The 17,159-nt window shown below is 55.4% G+C and carries 13 protein-coding genes and 1 pseudogene; 8 read left to right on the top strand and 6 right to left on the bottom strand.

Annotated elements, in window-relative coordinates:
- The 4 genes and pseudogenes from JO226_RS22315 to JO226_RS22300 all read left to right on the top strand — a co-directional run.
- Positions 1-489: pseudogene (locus JO226_RS22315) on the top strand (hypothetical protein); the annotation flags it as partial.
- A 16-nt stretch (positions 490-505) separates the two neighbouring features.
- The gene (locus JO226_RS22310; RefSeq protein ID WP_296407568.1) at positions 506-1,777 is read left to right on the top strand and encodes an oligosaccharide MFS transporter; all 1,272 of its coding nucleotides are present in this window, start codon (positions 506-508) and stop codon (positions 1,775-1,777) included.
- Between the two features lie 13 nt (positions 1,778-1,790).
- Positions 1,791-2,981 (top strand): glycoside hydrolase family 88 protein, encoded by a 1,191-nt coding sequence (locus JO226_RS22305; RefSeq protein ID WP_296407566.1) that lies wholly within the window; start codon positions 1,791-1,793, stop codon positions 2,979-2,981.
- Between the two features lie 11 nt (positions 2,982-2,992).
- On the top strand, positions 2,993-3,553 hold the full coding sequence (locus tag JO226_RS22300) for a DJ-1/PfpI family protein (RefSeq protein ID WP_296407564.1): 561 nt from the start codon (positions 2,993-2,995) through the stop codon (positions 3,551-3,553).
- A 99-nt stretch (positions 3,554-3,652) separates the two neighbouring features.
- Here JO226_RS22300 and prpE read toward each other — a convergent pair whose 3' ends face one another.
- The 4 genes from prpE to prpB are packed head-to-tail and all read right to left on the bottom strand — an operon-like array spanning position 3,653 to position 9,165.
- Positions 3,653-5,545 (bottom strand): propionate--CoA ligase, encoded by a 1,893-nt coding sequence (gene prpE / locus JO226_RS22295; protein WP_296407562.1) that lies wholly within the window; start codon positions 5,543-5,545, stop codon positions 3,653-3,655.
- Positions 5,546-5,585: 40 nt separating this feature from the next.
- A complete protein-coding gene (locus JO226_RS22290) occupies positions 5,586-7,037 on the bottom strand; it encodes a bifunctional 2-methylcitrate dehydratase/aconitate hydratase (protein ID WP_296407560.1) in 1,452 nt (483 codons plus the stop codon).
- Positions 7,038-7,054: 17 nt separating this feature from the next.
- Positions 7,055-8,224, bottom strand: a complete 1,170-nt coding sequence (prpC, locus tag JO226_RS22285) for a 2-methylcitrate synthase (protein ID WP_296407558.1) — start codon at positions 8,222-8,224, stop codon at positions 7,055-7,057.
- A 56-nt stretch (positions 8,225-8,280) separates the two neighbouring features.
- Positions 8,281-9,165, bottom strand: coding sequence for a methylisocitrate lyase (gene prpB / locus JO226_RS22280; protein WP_296407556.1), 885 nt, complete (start codon positions 9,163-9,165; stop codon positions 8,281-8,283).
- Positions 9,166-9,429: 264 nt separating this feature from the next.
- Here prpB and prpR point away from each other — a divergent pair, with 264 nt between their 5' ends.
- Positions 9,430-11,049 carry a propionate catabolism operon regulatory protein PrpR gene (gene prpR, locus JO226_RS22275; RefSeq protein ID WP_296407554.1) on the top strand — a complete coding sequence of 540 codons (1,620 nt, stop codon included), beginning with the start codon at positions 9,430-9,432 and terminating at the stop codon, positions 11,047-11,049.
- Between the two features lie 12 nt (positions 11,050-11,061).
- Here prpR and JO226_RS22270 read toward each other — a convergent pair whose 3' ends face one another.
- Positions 11,062-12,516 (bottom strand): DASS family sodium-coupled anion symporter, encoded by a 1,455-nt coding sequence (locus JO226_RS22270; RefSeq protein ID WP_296407552.1) that lies wholly within the window; start codon positions 12,514-12,516, stop codon positions 11,062-11,064.
- Between the two features lie 338 nt (positions 12,517-12,854).
- Complete coding sequence (locus tag JO226_RS22265; protein WP_296407550.1) at positions 12,855-13,304, bottom strand: hypothetical protein; 450 nt, start codon at positions 13,302-13,304, stop codon at positions 12,855-12,857.
- A 220-nt stretch (positions 13,305-13,524) separates the two neighbouring features.
- Here JO226_RS22265 and invF point away from each other — a divergent pair, with 220 nt between their 5' ends.
- The 3 genes from invF to JO226_RS22250 are packed head-to-tail and all read left to right on the top strand — an operon-like array spanning position 13,525 to position 17,157.
- On the top strand, positions 13,525-14,289 hold the full coding sequence (invF, locus tag JO226_RS22260) for an AraC family transcriptional regulator InvF (protein ID WP_296407548.1): 765 nt from the start codon (positions 13,525-13,527) through the stop codon (positions 14,287-14,289).
- A complete protein-coding gene (sctC, locus tag JO226_RS22255) occupies positions 14,286-16,016 on the top strand; it encodes a type III secretion system outer membrane ring subunit SctC (protein ID WP_296407546.1) in 1,731 nt (576 codons plus the stop codon). The genes invF and sctC overlap by 4 nt, the downstream gene beginning before the upstream one ends.
- The gene (locus JO226_RS22250; RefSeq protein ID WP_296407544.1) at positions 16,006-17,157 is read left to right on the top strand and encodes a YopN/LcrE/InvE/MxiC type III secretion system gatekeeper; all 1,152 of its coding nucleotides are present in this window, start codon (positions 16,006-16,008) and stop codon (positions 17,155-17,157) included. The genes sctC and JO226_RS22250 overlap by 11 nt, the downstream gene beginning before the upstream one ends.
- Positions 17,158-17,159: the final 2 nt, after the last annotated feature.

The following is a 17,159-nucleotide window of genomic DNA, read 5'->3' as shown; positions in this document are numbered from 1 at the left end:
GGGGAAAACCATATCTACAGCCGCTGGTTGCCGTGGGCCGATGTGACGGTCGATACCTGGCTGGTGGCGCTTGGCGACTGGCAGGTGCGTATTCATCACCTCATGACCGCCCGCGACCTCGCCTGCGCAGAAGGCGGGTTCAGCCTTTCCGCGCGCCCGCAACCGGAACTGCAGACCGAACCGGGTCTGTGCCGCGTACAGAATGACGCCGACGCCAGCGCCATTTATTGCCTGAGCGCCCAGCCGCGCCGCGGCGAGGTGGTGCTGACGCCGCCGAACAGCAACTTGCTGTTTGCCGACCGGGCGGCGGTGCCGGTGTTGCGCGGTGAGCTTGCCGCCGGAGAACACTTTCTTATCAGCGCCGTCTGGGCCGGGAATAGCGCCGATGTTGCATCACAGACGCTACCGCAGGTCAGCATCGGCGGCGACAGAATCCACCTGACGTCCGCCACCCATGAAACGCTGCTGACCCTTGCAGCTCTGCCGTGAAGCCGAGGAGAACATCATGACGACCGTATCCACCACGCGCAGCGCGCAAGTCAAAATGAGCAGTTTTATCTTTCTCTACTTTTTTACCTGGTCCTCAAGCTTCGGTTTGTACGCCCTGTGGCTCAGCCAGAAGGTGGGACTGGACAGCATTACCATCGGCAGCGTGTTTGCGATAAACGGCGTGTTTGCCGTGATCCTCAAACCGGTGTACGGCTACATCATGGACAAAATCGGCATGAGCAAATGGCTGCTCTACTTTGTCTGCGCCGTGTCGGCGTTGATGGCGCCATTCTTTGTCGTCGTCTACCAGCCTCTGCTGTTGAGCCATACCCTGGTCGGGATTGTGGTCGGCGCGCTGTACTTAAGCCTCGGTTGGTACGCCGGGGTGGCGGCCTCGGAGTCTTACGCCGACCGTTTCAGTCGCCTGTATGGCCTGGAGTTTGGCCGTATTCGCATGTGGGGTTCGCTTGGCTGGGCGCTGGCGGCCTCGGTTTCCGGCGTGCTGTTTAACTTCACCCCGCTGGCGAACTTTCTGGTCAGCAGCTGCACGTCCGTCCTGATGCTGCTGGTGCTGGTCAGCCTGAAAATTGGCGATGAGCAACTGCGCAATAACAACGTGATTTCCGATAACAAAATCGTCTTTGGCGATGTCGTTATGCTGCTGAAAAACCGCAAATTCTGGATGTTCAGCCTGTACGTAGCCGGGGTGGCGTGGATGATGTTTATCGCCGAGCAGCAGTTCCCGCGCTATTTCGTTTCGTTTTTTGACACCAAAGCGCAGGGCAACGCCTGGTACGGCTACCTGAGCACCGTCCAGTCCGGCACCGAGTTCCTGATGATGATGGTCATCCCGCTGCTGGTGAACCGCTATGGCGCGAAGAAGGGGCTGTTGTTCTGCGGCGTGGTGGTGGGGCTGCGGCTTATCGCCTCCGGCCTGACCACCGACCCGGTGATGATCTCCATCATTAAACCGCTGTACGGTCTGGAGATTTCGCTGTTGCTTATCTCGGTGTTCAAATACATCGCCGAGCATTTCCATAAGAAAATTAACGCCACCATGTACCTGCTGGGCTACCAGGCGATGATCTACGTCGGCTCGGTGGTGGTCGCGCCGCCAGCCGGGTATCTGTACGACAAAATCGGCTTTGAACATACCTACCTGATGATGGGCAGTTGCGCGCTGTTCTTCACCCTGGTATCCGCATTCACGCTGTCACGCTGCAGAACTGAACGCGACGGCGCCCATGACTATACGCCGACGCTGGACGCCGAGCCGGCGAAACACTAACTGAGGAGATGTTATGACCCGTTCTGTCGTTACCGAGCCGCTGCGCCCCGTTGAGCTGCACGCGATTGACCGCCTGGCGCTGCGCCAGAGTCTTGATGCTGCGCTTCAGCGCGTGACGCGCAAGCTTGATAAGAACATTATCGCGTTCGGCGATCGCTTCCCGGGGGAGGCCTGTGAAAACGGCGTCTGGCCGCGCACCGACAACGTGGAGTGGACAACCAGCTTCTGGCCAGGCCAGCTGTGGCTTGCCTGGGAGATGACCGGCGATACGCGCTACGCCGAAGCGGCAGAGCGCTATCTGCCGTCATTTGCTCAACGTATCGAACAGCGGATCGATACCGCCACCCACGACCTGGGGTTTCTCTACTCGCTCTCCTGCGTCAGCGCCTGGCGTCTGACCGGCAATGAGGCGGCAAAACGTAGCGCGCTACAGGCGGCGGACGCGCTGATGGAGCGCTACAACCCGACGGCGAAGATAATCCAGGCGTGGGGCGATCTTAACGATCCTGAGCAGCAGGGGCGGATGATCATCGACTGCAATATGAACCTGCCGCTGCTCTACTGGGCCAGCGAGCAGACCGGCGATGCGCGTTATGCCGATGCGGCCACCGCGCACGTACAGCAGGCCGCCGCGTACATTGTGCGCCCGGATGCCTCGACGTATCACACCTGGTATATGGACGTGACGACCGGCGAGCCGCGCTTTGGCAATACGCATCAGGGCTATAGCGACAACTCCTGCTGGTCGCGCGGGCAGGCGTGGGGCATTTACGGCTTCATGCTGAGCTACCTGCATACCGGCGATAAAAGCATGGTCGAGCTCTCCCGCAGCCTGGCGCATTACTTCATTAACCGCCTGCCGGAGGACGATGTTTGCCACTGGGATCTGGCGCTGCTCGGCACCGATGCCGTACGCGACAGCTCGGCGACGGCGATCGCGGCCTGCGGTCTGCTTGAAATGGTAAAAGCGCTGCCGGCGCTGGACCGCCATCGCGCGCACTACGAAGAGATGGCGTTGCGGATGGTGAAATCGCTGACCGAAAACTATCTGGCCGCCGACGATGAGCCGTGCGAAGGCCTGCTGAAGCACTCGGTGTACCACATGGCAAGCGGCAAAGGGGTGGATGAGTGCTGTAGCTGGGGGGATTATTTCTACCTGGAAGCGCTGGCGCGTCTGCGTCAGGTGTGGACCCTCTACTGGTAAAGGAGAAAACGATGAAAACAGTCGCCGTACTGCTGGCGCCCGGCTTCGAAGAAGGGGAAGCCATTGTCACCATTGATATTCTGCGCCGCCTGAATATTCAGGTGGAAACGCTGTCCTGCACCGAGACGCGGGCGGTCGCCAGTTATCACGCCATCCCGATGGTGGCGGACAGCACGCTGAACGAACGCGTTGACGCCACCTACGATGCGGTGGTGCTGCCCGGCGGTCCGGCCGGTAGCCAGTTTCTGGCGCAAAGCGCCAGCGTGATTGCCTTTGTGCGTCGCCACGATGACGCCGGAAAGTGGCTCTGCCCGCTGTGTTCCGCCGCCGCGCGCGTGCTGGGCGGTAACGGGTTGCTAAAAGGACGCCGCTATGTCTGCTCCGGCGACCTGTGGCAGACGGTGACCGATGGCGTCTATGTCGATGCGCCGGTGGTCGAAGACGGCAATCTTCTCAGCGGCAAAGGGCTGGGGCGGGTGTTTGATTTTGCGCTGACCATTGCGGCGCGGCTTAACGGTGATGACGCCGCGGCGCGGGAGCACGCGGATCATATTTATTATCCGTGGCCGTAATCCGATGAAAAAAAGCCCTGCGTGGGCAGGGCAAAACATCGGAAAGATTATTGATCATCTCATCAGAGTCTGCGCACCGTGGATGATCTGCATTCAGGTTTATTCGGCGGGTGTAATCACCTGACGAATTTGCTGTAGCGACGCGGGATCGTCGAGGGTGGTCAGATCGCCAGGATCGCGGCCTTCGCAAATAGCCTGGATCGTTCGCCGGAGCATTTTCCCGGAGCGCGTTTTCGGCAACTGTGAGACGAACCAGACGTGAGCCGGACGACCAAAGTGACCTATCTGGCTGTCCACCAGCGCCATAATCTCGCGCGCTTCACTGTGCGCGACATCGCAATCCACCAGCGTATCGCTCTGTTTGGGGATGACAAACGCGACTGCCACTTGCCCTTTCAGCGCGTCCTTCACCCCAACGACCGCCACTTCAGCCACATTCGGATGGCTGGAGATACTCTCCTCTATCTCCCGCGTACCCAGTCGATGTCCGGCGACATTAATCACATCATCTGTGCGTCCGAGGATAAAGTAATAGCCGTCGGCGTCGCGAATACCCCAGTCAAAGGTGGCATACACCTGGCGTGAGAACAGCGACCAGTAGGTGTTGATGAAACGTGAATCATCACCCCAGATGGTCTGAATACAACCGGGGGGGAGCGGCCCTTCGATAGCCAACATGCCTTTCTCGTTGACGCCGCAGGGAGCACCGGTCACCTCATTGAGCAACTGCACGTTGTAGCCGTACATCGGTACGCCGGGGCTACCGAGACGCGACGGCCTGTCATCCAGTCCGCGAGCGAGCGCCATAATGGGCCAGCCGGATTCGGTCTGCCAGTAGTTGTCGATAACCGGAACGTCCAGCGTCCGCGTGACCCACGCTGCGGTGGGTTCATCCAGCGGTTCTCCCGCCAGATACAGCGCCTCCAGCGAGGAGAGATCGTAATTGCGGATCTGCGCCGTCGGAAACTTCTTCAGTATCCGGATGGCGGTCGGCGCGGAGAACATCCGGTTGACCTGATATTTCTCCACGATTTTCCACCACACGCTGCAGTCCGGGTAGGTCGGCAGGCCTTCATAAACAACGGTTGCCATCCCCGCCAGCAGCGGGGCGTAGACAATGTAGGAGTGCCCGACGACCCAGCCGATATCCGAGGCGCAAAAGAACACCCCGCCCGCTTTGCCGCCAAAAATGGTGTCCATCGAGGTTGCCAGCGCCACCGCATAACCGCCGACGTCGCGCTGTACCCCTTTGGGTTTTCCGGTAGTGCCGGAGGTGTAGAGAATGCAGGAGGTTTCATTAGACTCAAGCCAGGTCACCGGTACCTGCGCGCCGAGGTGCTGCGGGTACAGGGCGGCGAAATCGATATCGCGCCCGGCAACCCGCGGCATTTTCGCCAGCCCGCGATCCACCAGCAACACATGGCGTGGCGGATACTGCGCCTGGGCGATGGCATCATCAAGTAATGTCTTGTACGGCAGAATTTTGCCGCCGCGCGCCCCGGCATCCGCCGAGACAATCAGCACCGGTCTGGCATCGTCAATCCGCGCTGCCACGCTATGCGAGGCAAAACCGCCGAAGACCACCGAGTGGATAGCGCCAATGCGTGCGCAGGCCAACAGCGTAATGTGCGCCTCAGCAATCATCGGCATATACACCAACACCCGGTCGCCGCGCTGTACGCCCAGCGACTGCAGCATCGACGCCACCACATTCACTTCATCATGCAACTGACGAAAGGTGAACGTCCGCTCCTCTTCGGTTTCTGAAGAGACGGCAATCAACGCCAGCGCATCCGGCTGTGTATCCAGCCAGCGGTCGATGGCGTTGTGACACAGATTGGTCGTACCGCCGCAAAACCAGCGGGCAAACGGCGGATGACGGTAATCGAGTGCCTGCGTAAACGGCTGTTGCCAGTCAATACGCTGGGCCTGTTCGGCCCAGAACGACGCGGGCTGCGTAATGGAACGCTGATAAAATTCGCTAAAAGACATTATGCTCTCCTGATGAACCTACGCCTTAGCGCACGCCGGTTTAGATGACATAGAGGTCCATATACTCATTGACCGGCATCTGCTCCAGGCGAGCCCTGTCCAGAGAGACGTCCAGAATGCGCTGCTGCTGGCGGGACGGGAACTGGCGCGCCAGGTTGATTTTGAATTTCTCGACAAGCTTTGGAATACCGTCTTTACGGCGGCGCGCGTGGCCAATCGGATATTCCACGACCACTTCGTCAAAGCGCGTTCCATCGGTAAACGTCAGGGTGATGGCGTTGGCGATGGCGCGTTTTTCGGGATCGTGATAGTCGGCGGTAAAGGCCGGATCTTCGCAGCAGCTCATTTTCTCGCGCAGGGCATCGATACGTTTGTCCTGCGCTACGCCGTCTTCATAATCCGCCGCCGTTAAGCGTCCGAACAGTAACGGGATCGCCACCATGTACTGGATGCAGTGGTCGCGGTCAGCCGGGTTATTCAGCGGGCCTTTTTTGTCGATGATACGAATACAGGCTTCGTGAGTGCGAATCGTCACCTTCTCAATATCGGCTGCGGTTTTACCCGCTGCCTGCATCTTCTGATAAAGCGTCATTGCGGCTTCAACCGCCGTCTGCGAGTGAAACTCCGCCGGGAAGGAAATTTTGAACAGCACGTTTTCCATGACGTAAGAGCCGTATGGACGCTGGAAGCGGAATGACTCTCCTTTGAAGGAGACATCATAGAAGCCCCAGGTTTTCGCCGTCAGTGCCGACGGATACCCCATTTCGCCGGTTTTCGCCATCAGCGCCAGACGTACTGCGCGGGAGGTGGCATCGCCCGCCGCCCAGGACTTACGCGTCCCGGTGTTCGGCGCGTGGCGATAGGTGCGCAGCGATTGCCCGTCGACCCATGCCAGTGAAACCGCATTCAGGATTTCGTCGCGGGTCAGCCCCAGCATCTCGGCCACCACCGCCGTTGAGGCCACCTTGACCAGCAACACATGGTCGAGCCCTACGCGGTTGAAGGCATTTTCCAGCGCAATACAGCCCTGAATTTCATGGGCTTTAATCATGCCGGTCAGCACCTGCTTCATGGTCAACGGCGCTTTTCCGGCGGCGACGGCATTACGTGACAGCCAGTCCGCTGTCGCCAGAATACCCCCGAGGTTATCGGACGGATGACCCCACTCCGCCGCAAGCCAGGTGTCGTTGAAATCGAGCCAGCGAATCATCGCGCCAATGTTAAACGCCGCCTGCACGGGATCGAGCTGGAACTGTGTTCCCGGCACGCGTACGCCGTTTGGCACCACGGTTCCCGGCACAATCGGCCCCATCAGTTTTTTACAGGCCGGATATTCCAGCGCTTCCAGGCCGCAGCCCAGGGTGTCGAGCAGACAATAGTGGGCGGTGTCGTACGCCACTTTCGACGTGATAGTGTAGTTCATGACATAATCAACAATATCAACGATTTCGCGGTCGAATTCCGGACGCGTATTCATAATTTGAGCGGACATAGGGTCGATTTCCTTTTTTATTTACGTTGATCCAGAGGGATGAAAGCGCGATCTTCCGGGCCAGTGTAATTCGCGGAAGGGCGGATAATTTTATTGTCCTGACGCTGTTCGATGATGTGCGCCGCCCAGCCAGTGACCCGGGCGATAACGAAAAGCGGGGTGAACATTTCGGTCGGGACGCCCATCATGTTGTAGGAGACCGCAGAGAACCAGTCGAGGTTGGGGAACATTTTTTTCGAATCCCACATAACCGTTTCCAGACGGTCGGCGATGTTGTACATCTTCAGCGAACCGCCTTCCTGGGAAAGCTGCTTAGCCACACGCTTGATAACCTGATGGCGCGGGTCGGCAATGGTGTAGACCGGGTGGCCAAAACCAATTACGACTTCTTTATTTTCAATACGTTTGCGGATATCCGCTTCAGCCTCTTCCGGTGTTTCATAACGCTGCTGGATCTCCAGCGACACTTCGTTGGCGCCGCCGTGTTTCGGCCCGCGCAGCGCGCCAATCGCACCGATAATCGCTGAATACATATCAGACCCGGTACCCGCAATCACCCGGCTGGTGAAGGTAGAGGCGTTGAACTCATGCTCGGCATACAGCACCAGCGAAATGTGCATGGCCTTTTCCCAACTGGACGAGGGTTTTTCACCGTGCAGCAGGTGCAGGAAGTGGCCGCCGATAGAGTCATCGTCGGTTTCCGGCTGGATGCGCTCGCCGTTGTGGCTGTAGTGATACCAGTAGAGGAGGATGGAACTGAGCGAGGCCAGCAGCTTATCGGCAATATCACGGGCGCCGGAGACGGTATGACCCTCTTTTTCGGGCAACGTACAGCCCAGCGCCGAGACGCCTGTACGCATCACGTCCATTGGGTGCGACGCCGCAGGCAGCGCTTCCAGCACCGTACGCACATTCGCCGGCAAGCCGCGCAGCGCTTTCAGTTTAATTTTGTAAGCCTGAAGTTCATCGCGGTTTGGCAGCTTGCCGTGAATCAGTAAATGCGCGACTTCTTCAAATTCGCAATGTCGCGCCAGGTCGAGAATATCGTAGCCGCGGTAGTGCAGGTCATTCCCGCTTTTGCCCACGGTGCACAGCGCCGTATTTCCCGCCGGTACGCCGGACAGCGCGACGGATTTCTTGGGTTTCATGACCGGGATAGTGTTTTGCAGGGTTGTTGTGTCGTTCATATTGTCCTCGTTATTTTTCTCATTTTAAGGGTACAGACAGCTTCGCCTTCGCTAGGCTATTGCTTGCGGGAAAACAACGCGTCGAGCTTCTCTTCGAACTGGTAGTAATTGATACTTTCGTACAGTTCGCTGCGCGTCTGCATGATGTCGATAACGCTCTTTTGCGTCCCTTCCTCGCGCAGCACGTTGTACACTCTCTCCGCAGCGCGGTTCATGGCGCGAAACGCGGAGAGCGGGTAAAGCGCCATCGCTACGCCTGCGCTGCGAAGTTCGTCGGTCGTGAATAGCGGGGTGGCGCCGAATTCGGTAATGTTGGCGAGGATGGGCACCCGCACGGCCTCAGCAAACTGGCGGTACATCGGTAGCGCGGTGATCGCTTCCGGAAATAACATGTCAGCGCCTGCTTCCACATAGGCCTGCGCGCGCGCTATCGCCGCATCCAGCCCTTCCACCGCCAGCGCATCGGTACGCGCCATGATCACAAAATCAGGATCGGTACGGGCATCCACCGCCGCGTGAATGCGATCGACCATCTCCTCTTTGGAGACGATCGCTTTATTCGGGCGATGCCCGCAGCGCTTGGCGCCAACCTGATCTTCGATATGCAGCCCGGCCGCCCCGGCTTTGATCATCGATTTCACGGTACGCGCGACGTTAAACGCGGAGGAGCCAAAACCGATATCGGCATCCACCAGCAGCGGCAGCGGGCAAACGTCGGTGATACGGCGAATGTCGGTCAATACGTCGTCCAGGGTGGAGATCCCCAGGTCCGGAAGCCCCAGCGATCCTGCCGCCACGCCGCCGCCGGAGAGATAAATCGCCTGATATCCGGCGCGCTGCGCCAGCAGCGCATGGTTTGCATTGATGGTGCCGACGATTTGTAACGGGTTTTCTTTGGTGAGCGCCGCGCGAAACGCCTGGCCCGGAGAGAGTTGCGACATAGTTCGTCCTTTTGTTATTAACTTGTTACTTTAGGTTGATTCACATAAAGCAAGGGCTATGCCAGAGACGCGTATCGTTAAACTATTTTGTTATTAATCCTTATAATTCAATTTGTTATTCGGTTATAAAAATATCGCATCGTTTTTCATCCGGACAAAAGCGTGTCAGCTAACGTTTCATGAAACAAACTCGTTGTTTCATTGCAACATTGATGAAACACGGCTAAACCAAAAGCTCGGCCCTTTAAATCGACTCCGGGACTTATGGCGAATACGCATGACATTCAGCGCGACAATCACGACAAACCGGTTATCTGGACAGTCTCGGTCACCCGTCTTTTCGAGCTGTTTCGTGATATCAGTCTGGAGTTTGATCACCTCGCGACCATCACGCCCATCCAGCTTGGTTTTGAAAAAGCGGTGACCTATATCCGCAAGAAACTGACGACTGAGCGTTGCGATGCGATCATCGCGGCAGGCTCCAACGGCGCGTATTTAAAAAGCCGTTTATCCGTGCCGGTTATTCTGATTAAACCCAGCGGCTTCGATGTTTTGCAGGCGCTGGCGAAGGCCGGTAAGTTGACGTCCTCCATTGGCGTGGTGACCTATCAGGAAACGATCCCTGCGCTGATCGCTTTCCAGAAAACCTTCAATCTGCGTCTGGAACAGCGCAGCTATATCACCGAAGAGGATGCGCGTGGACAGATCAACGAGTTAAAGGCCAACGGCATTGAAGCGGTGGTCGGCGCCGGGTTGATTACCGACCTGACGGAAGAGGCCGGGCTGACGGGGATCTTTATCTATTCCGCGGCGACCATACGTCAGGCGTTTAATGATGCCCTCGACATGACCCGGCTGACGCAGGTCACTCTGCAGCGTAACCGCCAGCATCCTTCCGCCAACACGTTGCGCTCCCGTTATGAACTTAGCGATATGCACGGTCACTCCGCGTCAATGGAACAGGTCCGTCACGCCATTATGCTGTACGCCCGCTCTGGCGCGGCGGTGTTGATTCAGGGCGAAACGGGTACTGGCAAAGAACTGGCGGCGCAGGCCATCCATCGTGAATATTTTACCCGTCAGGGTAGCCGTGGCGACAAGCGTCCGCCGCCGTTCGTCGCCGTCAACTGCGGAGCCATCGTCGAGTCGCTGCTGGAAGCTGAGCTGTTCGGTTACGAAGAGGGCGCGTTTACCGGCTCGCGACGGGGAGGGCGCGCCGGATTGTTTGAAATCGCCCACGGCGGGACGCTGTTTCTTGATGAGATAGGCGAAATGCCGCTACCGTTACAGACCCGACTGCTGCGCGTACTGGAAGAAAAAGCGGTGACGCGTGTGGGCGGCCATCAGCCGATTCCGGTCGATGTGCGGGTGATCAGCGCCACCCACTGCAATCTGGAGCAGGCGATGAGCCGGGGGCAGTTTCGTACCGATCTGTTTTACCGTCTCAGTATCCTGCGTCTCCATCTCCCACCGCTTCGTGAGCGACAGGACGATATTCTGTCGCTGGCGGAAGCGTTTTTACAACAATCGCTGACGGCGTTAGGCGCGCCGTTTTCCGAGCGGGTGCGTGAGGGATTAGCGCAAAATCACTCTTTGCTGCTCAACTATGGCTGGCCGGGAAACATTCGCGAGCTGCGCAATATGATGGAGCGCCTGGCGTTGTTTTTAAGCGTCGAACCGATGCCCGGTTTGAACACGCATTTATTGCAACACCTGTCGCCGGAACTGACGATAACGGCTGCGGAATCACCTTCTGTTATTCCGCAGCAACCCCCAGCCTCGGCGCAGCAAATTCTCGCCCGGTTTAACGGCGATAAAATGGCCGCCGCGCGGTATCTGGGGATCAGTCGCACCACTCTCTGGCGGCGGTTAAAGCAAGCGTGATCCGAACCGTTATCAATACAGTCCGACCATTTTCCACCATATCAGCCCGATACCAAAGAACACGGCCTGGTTCAGCAGGCTGATAATAAATCCGGTTTTCCACCATACTCCGGTCGGGACATAGCCCGCGCCAAACAAAATGGGGCCGCGCGCGTGGGTGTATTGAGTGAGAGAACAGTACAGGCTGCTGGTAAAGGCGAGCATCAGCGCCATCGGTGCCGCAGGAATACCAAGGTTTATGCCGACGCCAAGGAATACGGCGTAGAGTGCGGCAATTTGCGCGTTACCGCTGGCAAAGAAATAGTGGGTGTAAAAGTAAGCGGCATTCAGCATTAACAGCACCAGAACCCAGTGGGTGTCCTGCATGACATGACCGATGGAGTCGCCAATCACATTCCCAAACCAGGAGGTGAACCCCAGTTTTTTAAGCTGGTTCGCCATCATCAACAGCGCGGCAAACCAGATTAATGTATCCCACGCGCCTTTTTCGCTTTTCACATCATCCCAGGTCAGGACGCCAGAAAGCAGCAACACAGAAAGGCCGACGAAAGAGGCCGTGGTCGGGTCGACACCCAACGTGTCGCCAAAAATCCACAACACTAACAATAAGATAACGGTACCAAGCATCGTCCATTCGCCACGCGACATACTGCTCATTTTCGCCAGTTCGGCCATTGCCAGTTTCGGGGCGTCAGGGGTGTGTTTTATTTCTGGGCGGGTTATCCCGTAAACCGCCAGCGGGACTAATATGAGCGAGACTAAGCCCGGCACGACGGCCGCCACGAACCATCCTCCCCAGGTGAGCGTTACTCCCGCGTTGGCTGCGAGTTTCACTGCCAGCAGGTTGCCTGTATACGCGGTCATGAACATCGCGGCAGTGACGTCATTGACGTTGCCAATACAGGTGACGAGAAAGGTGCCGATTTTACTGCGCGATTCGTCTTCCGGATGAGAGTTAAAACTCCGCGCCAGCGAGTCGGCGATGGGGTAGATCACGCCGCCGCAGCGTGCTGTGTTGCTTGGCATCGCAGGGGAAAGAATTAAATCGGCAAAGGCTAAACCATAGGCTAGCCCCAGCGTGCGCTTGCCGAGGAGGCGGATCATGTGCAACGCGATGCGTCGACCCAGACCGGTTTTGATAAATCCACGCGCAATCATAAAGGCGACCACAATGAGCCAAATCAGCGAGCTGTTCAGATCGCTGAGCGCGGTGGTAATGGCGCCGGAGGCGCTGGTATCCCCTGCGGCATAGGTGAGCGCAAACACCGTGATGCCAATTAATCCCACCGCGCCAATCGGCAGCACTTTTGCGACAATACAGGCGATTGTCGCGACGAAAATAATGGCTGAATGCCAGGCTGGTTGGCTAAGTCCGCTGGGGCCTGGAAACCGCCAGAGCAACATGGTAATCGCTACGATGATAATGAGTGGTAGCCATCTGACGCCGCTTGCACTTTTTCCCGCCATAATAATTTGTCCTTAAATGAAAAATAATGTTGAGCCGTGTAACTTACCCTGCCATTTTTTTTGGTACGGTGTTCCGATAAATAAGTCCATCATAAAATATCGGTATGTCCTGTAGATAATGACGCCATCGGCAGTTTACCGGGTTATGTCATCCTCCATCACATTTACACACAAATTATGTATTGTTAAGAAATAGATAACCAAATTTAAATTTAAATGTTTGTTGCTTTCTAAAAATAAGTTTTGCCAGGAGGGGGCAGAGTAGAATAATGCCAGAGATTCTGTGTCATTCCTTTTGATTGCATATTACTGGAATGACACAGCGTTCCTGACACACCCTATTTATCAGCCTGAAGTTGCGTATGCGCGATAAGAAGCATTTGATAGAGGCTTAATCCTTGGTTTTGAGGATCGTTTAGCACATTCTGAAATGCGGTCGACAACCGTTCCTCTTTTTCCCCGCCATCAACATACTCTGGATACTTTTCAAAAAACGTACGAGCCTGATTTTCTACTTCCTTTTTGTAGGCGTCATTATGTGTCACGATATCGGTGTGGGTCCATCCACGTTGGCGCATACAGGCGTTGTACCCTTCTGTATCAGGACTCTTCTCACTTGTATTCGACTGTTTGTCAGCATTTTTCTGAGGAGACGATGGTGTCGATTTTCTGCAATCGGCATTATCCCGTTCGAAATTCTGTTTTGGTATCGCTGTCGTATTGACTGGCGCTTTATACATGCAGCCGCTGAGTACGATGGCAGCAAGTAGTAGGGGAAGTTGTTTCATTACCGCTCCGCTTTTCTCCATGAATAGAACCGTAAAGTCTCCCTGATAATCACATCAAGATCCTGATGAACTCTGCTCCAAAACGCGGTAATCAGCAAAATTATTTCAATATACATTTCAATGTGAGGAAATATTTCATTCCTCGTTAGATTTGCATCAGGATTTTCTGTGCCCAGATCATTTTAATAGTTCAACCACGGGCCTGGCAGGGTGTTGGCAGATGACAGATCACGATGTGTTGAATCAGCAGGAAATCCTGGGGGAAGGCGATAAGCGTGGTGTGCCAACGCAGGAAGCCTGGTTATTACAGATAAGTGGAAGTAATGCAGTTCAGTTGGAACTGTCCTGGGAAGGGCAAAGCACCTCCTGGGAAGCTACGGGTAATGCGTTGTTGCTGCTTGATCGCGTCGATGTTCGTGTCCTGAAGGGGACGTTGTCTTTACGTCCTCTCCGACTGGAAGTGTTGAGCAAGTTACTTGTCTTTATTGATGAGGCCAGAAATGTTGCTGATTTTGATACTGACAATACCCATTGGGCTCCACTGCAGTTAGAGGATGTGACGATGTGGCAAGACCGTAAGCGTTGCGAATACTGGTTTTTGCAGCAAATGCTGGATCCTTCACCAACGTTTAGCCATTTGCTGGCGTTGCTGCGTCGTAGTGAAAGCTATTGGTTGGTGCGTTTTCTGTTGGCGCAATCGACGTGCAACAGCACGTTGCAGGAGTTGGGTCAGCGTTACGGCGTCTCATATTCTCACTTCCGCCGCTTATGTCGCCATGCGTTGGGCAGTGCCGCGAAATCGGAGTTACGCGACTGGCGGATGGCCAGATCCTTGCTGGACGTGGTGGAGGGGCAGGAGAACCTGACCCAAGTGGCGATTAAGCATGGTTATGCATCATCATCACATTTTTCTAATGAAATCAGAGAGCTGCTCGGGGTGTCACCGCGCGGATTGTCAAACATTATTCAACTGGCTACTAAATGAAAAGGAATATCCTGCGTGCCTGGCTGTTGGCGCATACTCTGCTACTCGCAATGACTCCTGTCACTGCTGCAGAACCCGTCCGTACTCCGGCTAACGGCTATGTAGCGAAAAATGAGAGCCTGCGTAGCTTTTTTGACGCAATGGCAGCCCAACTAAAAAAGCCTGTCGTCGTCAGTAAACTTGCCGCGCGCAAACAGATTACCGGCAACTTTGATTTTTCTAATCCGTCCGTATTGCTGGAAAACCTTTCCCAGCAGCTAGGGCTCATCTGGTATCACGATGGCCAGGCCATCTATGTCTATGATGTCAGTGAAATCCGCAATGCAGTGATCTCGCTGCGTTCAATGTCGTTACCGGCTTTTAATGAATTTCTGCGACGTTCTGGTCTGTATGACAAACGTTACCCGCTACGTGGTGATGGACGTAATGGCACGTTTTATGTTTCTGGTCCGCCGGTATTTGTCGACCTGGTCGTGAATACTGCCAATCTCATTGATAAACAAAATGATGGGATTGAACTCGGGTTACAGAAAATCGGTGTTGTGCGACTCAATAATACCTTTGTCAGCGATCGCGTTTATGCATTACGCGATCAGAAGATCGTTATTCCCGGTATGGCGACGGTCATTGAGCAGTTGTTAGACGAGGAAAGCAATCCACTGCAAAGTTCGACGGGGGGCGTTTCGGTTTCCTCGCGTCCTCCTGCGGGCCGTCCTGATATCCCGACGATGCCGGATTTTGCGGCGGCGGGTGCCGCTGCGCCGACGTATACGAGAGGTGTTGGCTTGGCTGATGCGTTGCAACAGCATGCCTCTGCGAGCGATATCAAAGTTATCGCTTATCCAGACACCAACAGTTTACTGATCAAAGGTACCGCCGATCAGGTTCGCTTTATCGAGCAGCTTGCCGTGGCCCTGGATGTGGCAAAGCGTCACGTTGAGTTGTCGTTGTGGATAATCGATCTTAATCGGGAAGATCTTGAACAACTCGGGGTGACGTGGAGCGGAGGCGCGGCTGTCGGCAGCGCTTTCGGCGTAACGCTGAATCAGGCCGGTTCGATAAGTACCCTGGATGGTCGTCGATTTATTGCGTCCATCAAAGCTCTGGAACAAAAAAATAAGGCCACCGTGGTGTCTCGTCCTGTAGTCCTGACACAGGAAAACGTCCCGGCCATATTCGATAACAACCGTACGTTTTACGCCAAACTTATCGGTGAACGTAATTCCAGTCTGGAACACGTCACTTACGGCACGTTAGTCAGCGTGTTGCCGCGTTTTTCTGCCGATGGGCAGATAGAAATGTCGCTGAATATTGAAGATGGTCGCGAAACCAAAACACCTGATTCTGAAACTGAAACGCCTGAATCATTGCCGGAAGTTGGACGAACGCATATCAGTACTGTGGCTCGGGTACCGCAAGATAAGAGCCTGCTGATTGGCGGATATACTCGCGATGCGAGCACCGAAGAGAAAATGAAAGTCCCTTTCCTCGGCGATCTTCCCTTGATTGGCGGCCTGTTCCGCTACACCAGCGAAAGTAAAAGCAATACTGTGCGCGTTTTTCTCATCCAGCCGAGAGAGATTACTGAGCCGTTGGCGCAGGATGCGAATGATTTCACACAGGCATTGGCTAAAAAAGGGGGTATCGACCTCGACAGCGTTCCATTGCAGAAATGGGTTCGTAGTTACCTGGCCCGTGATATGCGTGAGTTTAGCAATGGAAATTAGACATCGCCCAATGCCCACTCCGGGGGTGCTTTCAACTAAACAACTGGCGAAACAGGATGCGCAACGGGACGTCGTTCGTCAGGGGGATGCAAACCAGGCGGAAGCTCAACGCGCCAGTGATGCAACGCCAGCCGCCGAGATACAACGCTTCGTTCAGTCTACCGACGAGATGTCGGCGGCCATGGCGCAGTTCCGCAATCGTCGTGATCTGGAAAAGAAATCTGAACATTTAACCGAAAGTTTTGAGCGAGTTCTGGAAGAAGAAGCGTTACCCAAGGCCAAACAGATTTTGCAGATTGCCAGGGCGCGTAACGTGAGTGCCGAGGAGTTGTTAAAACAGGCTCGGGCATTATTCCCGGATGACAGTGATTTGGTGTTAGTTCTGCGCGAATTGCTACGTCGTCGCAAGATGGATGAAGTCGTGGCTAAACGCCTGCAGGCGTTGGTTCAGCAGGTGGAGGAACAGGCTGACCCCAAGACGCTAAAGGCGGGTATCAACTGCGCTCTCAAGTCACGGTTATTTGGTAAGGCGCTGGATCTGCGACCCAACCTGCTACGGGCAAGCTATCGTCAGTTTTTGCAAAGCGAAGCCCCGGAAATTGACGTCTATGCCGACTGGATAGGGAGTTACGGCTACCAGCGTCGTGTGTTGGTACTGGATTTTATTGAAAGCGCCATGCTGACAGATATCAATTCTCTGGATGCCAGTTGTTCACGTCTGGAGTTTGGGTATCTCCTGGGAAGGCTCAGCCAACTCAAGTTATTACGCTCTTCTGATGCATTGTTTGTGCATCGACTACTGGCGAATCCTGTCACCAGTGCCTTCAATCCCCGTGAGGAGGACTGGCTGTTACTTATGCTGTCGTTGCTGCAACAGCCACAGAGCCTGGATGCACTCCTGGCCGACACCGTGGGCAACCACGCACTTTTAAGTCGCCATTATGAGCATTCATCGCTGTTACAGGTGCTGTATTTAGCCTGTAAAGCGTTACCACCGTCGCTATTTTCTGGCGACGATGGACAGGAGGTGACGTTAGACGCTTTGCGTCAGATGTCTGCCATTGCCTATCGACACGAACAGATTGAACGTCGTCGGGAGACCGAAAACAGCTCCCTTGACCGAATAGATCAGGATAACTGACT

This window comes from Pluralibacter sp. (assembly GCF_019237635.1).
GTDB lineage: Bacteria > Pseudomonadota > Gammaproteobacteria > Enterobacterales > Enterobacteriaceae > Enterobacter_B.
The sequence above is the reverse complement of the archived record's forward strand: the minus strand, read 5'-3'. Positions and strand labels throughout refer to the sequence as shown.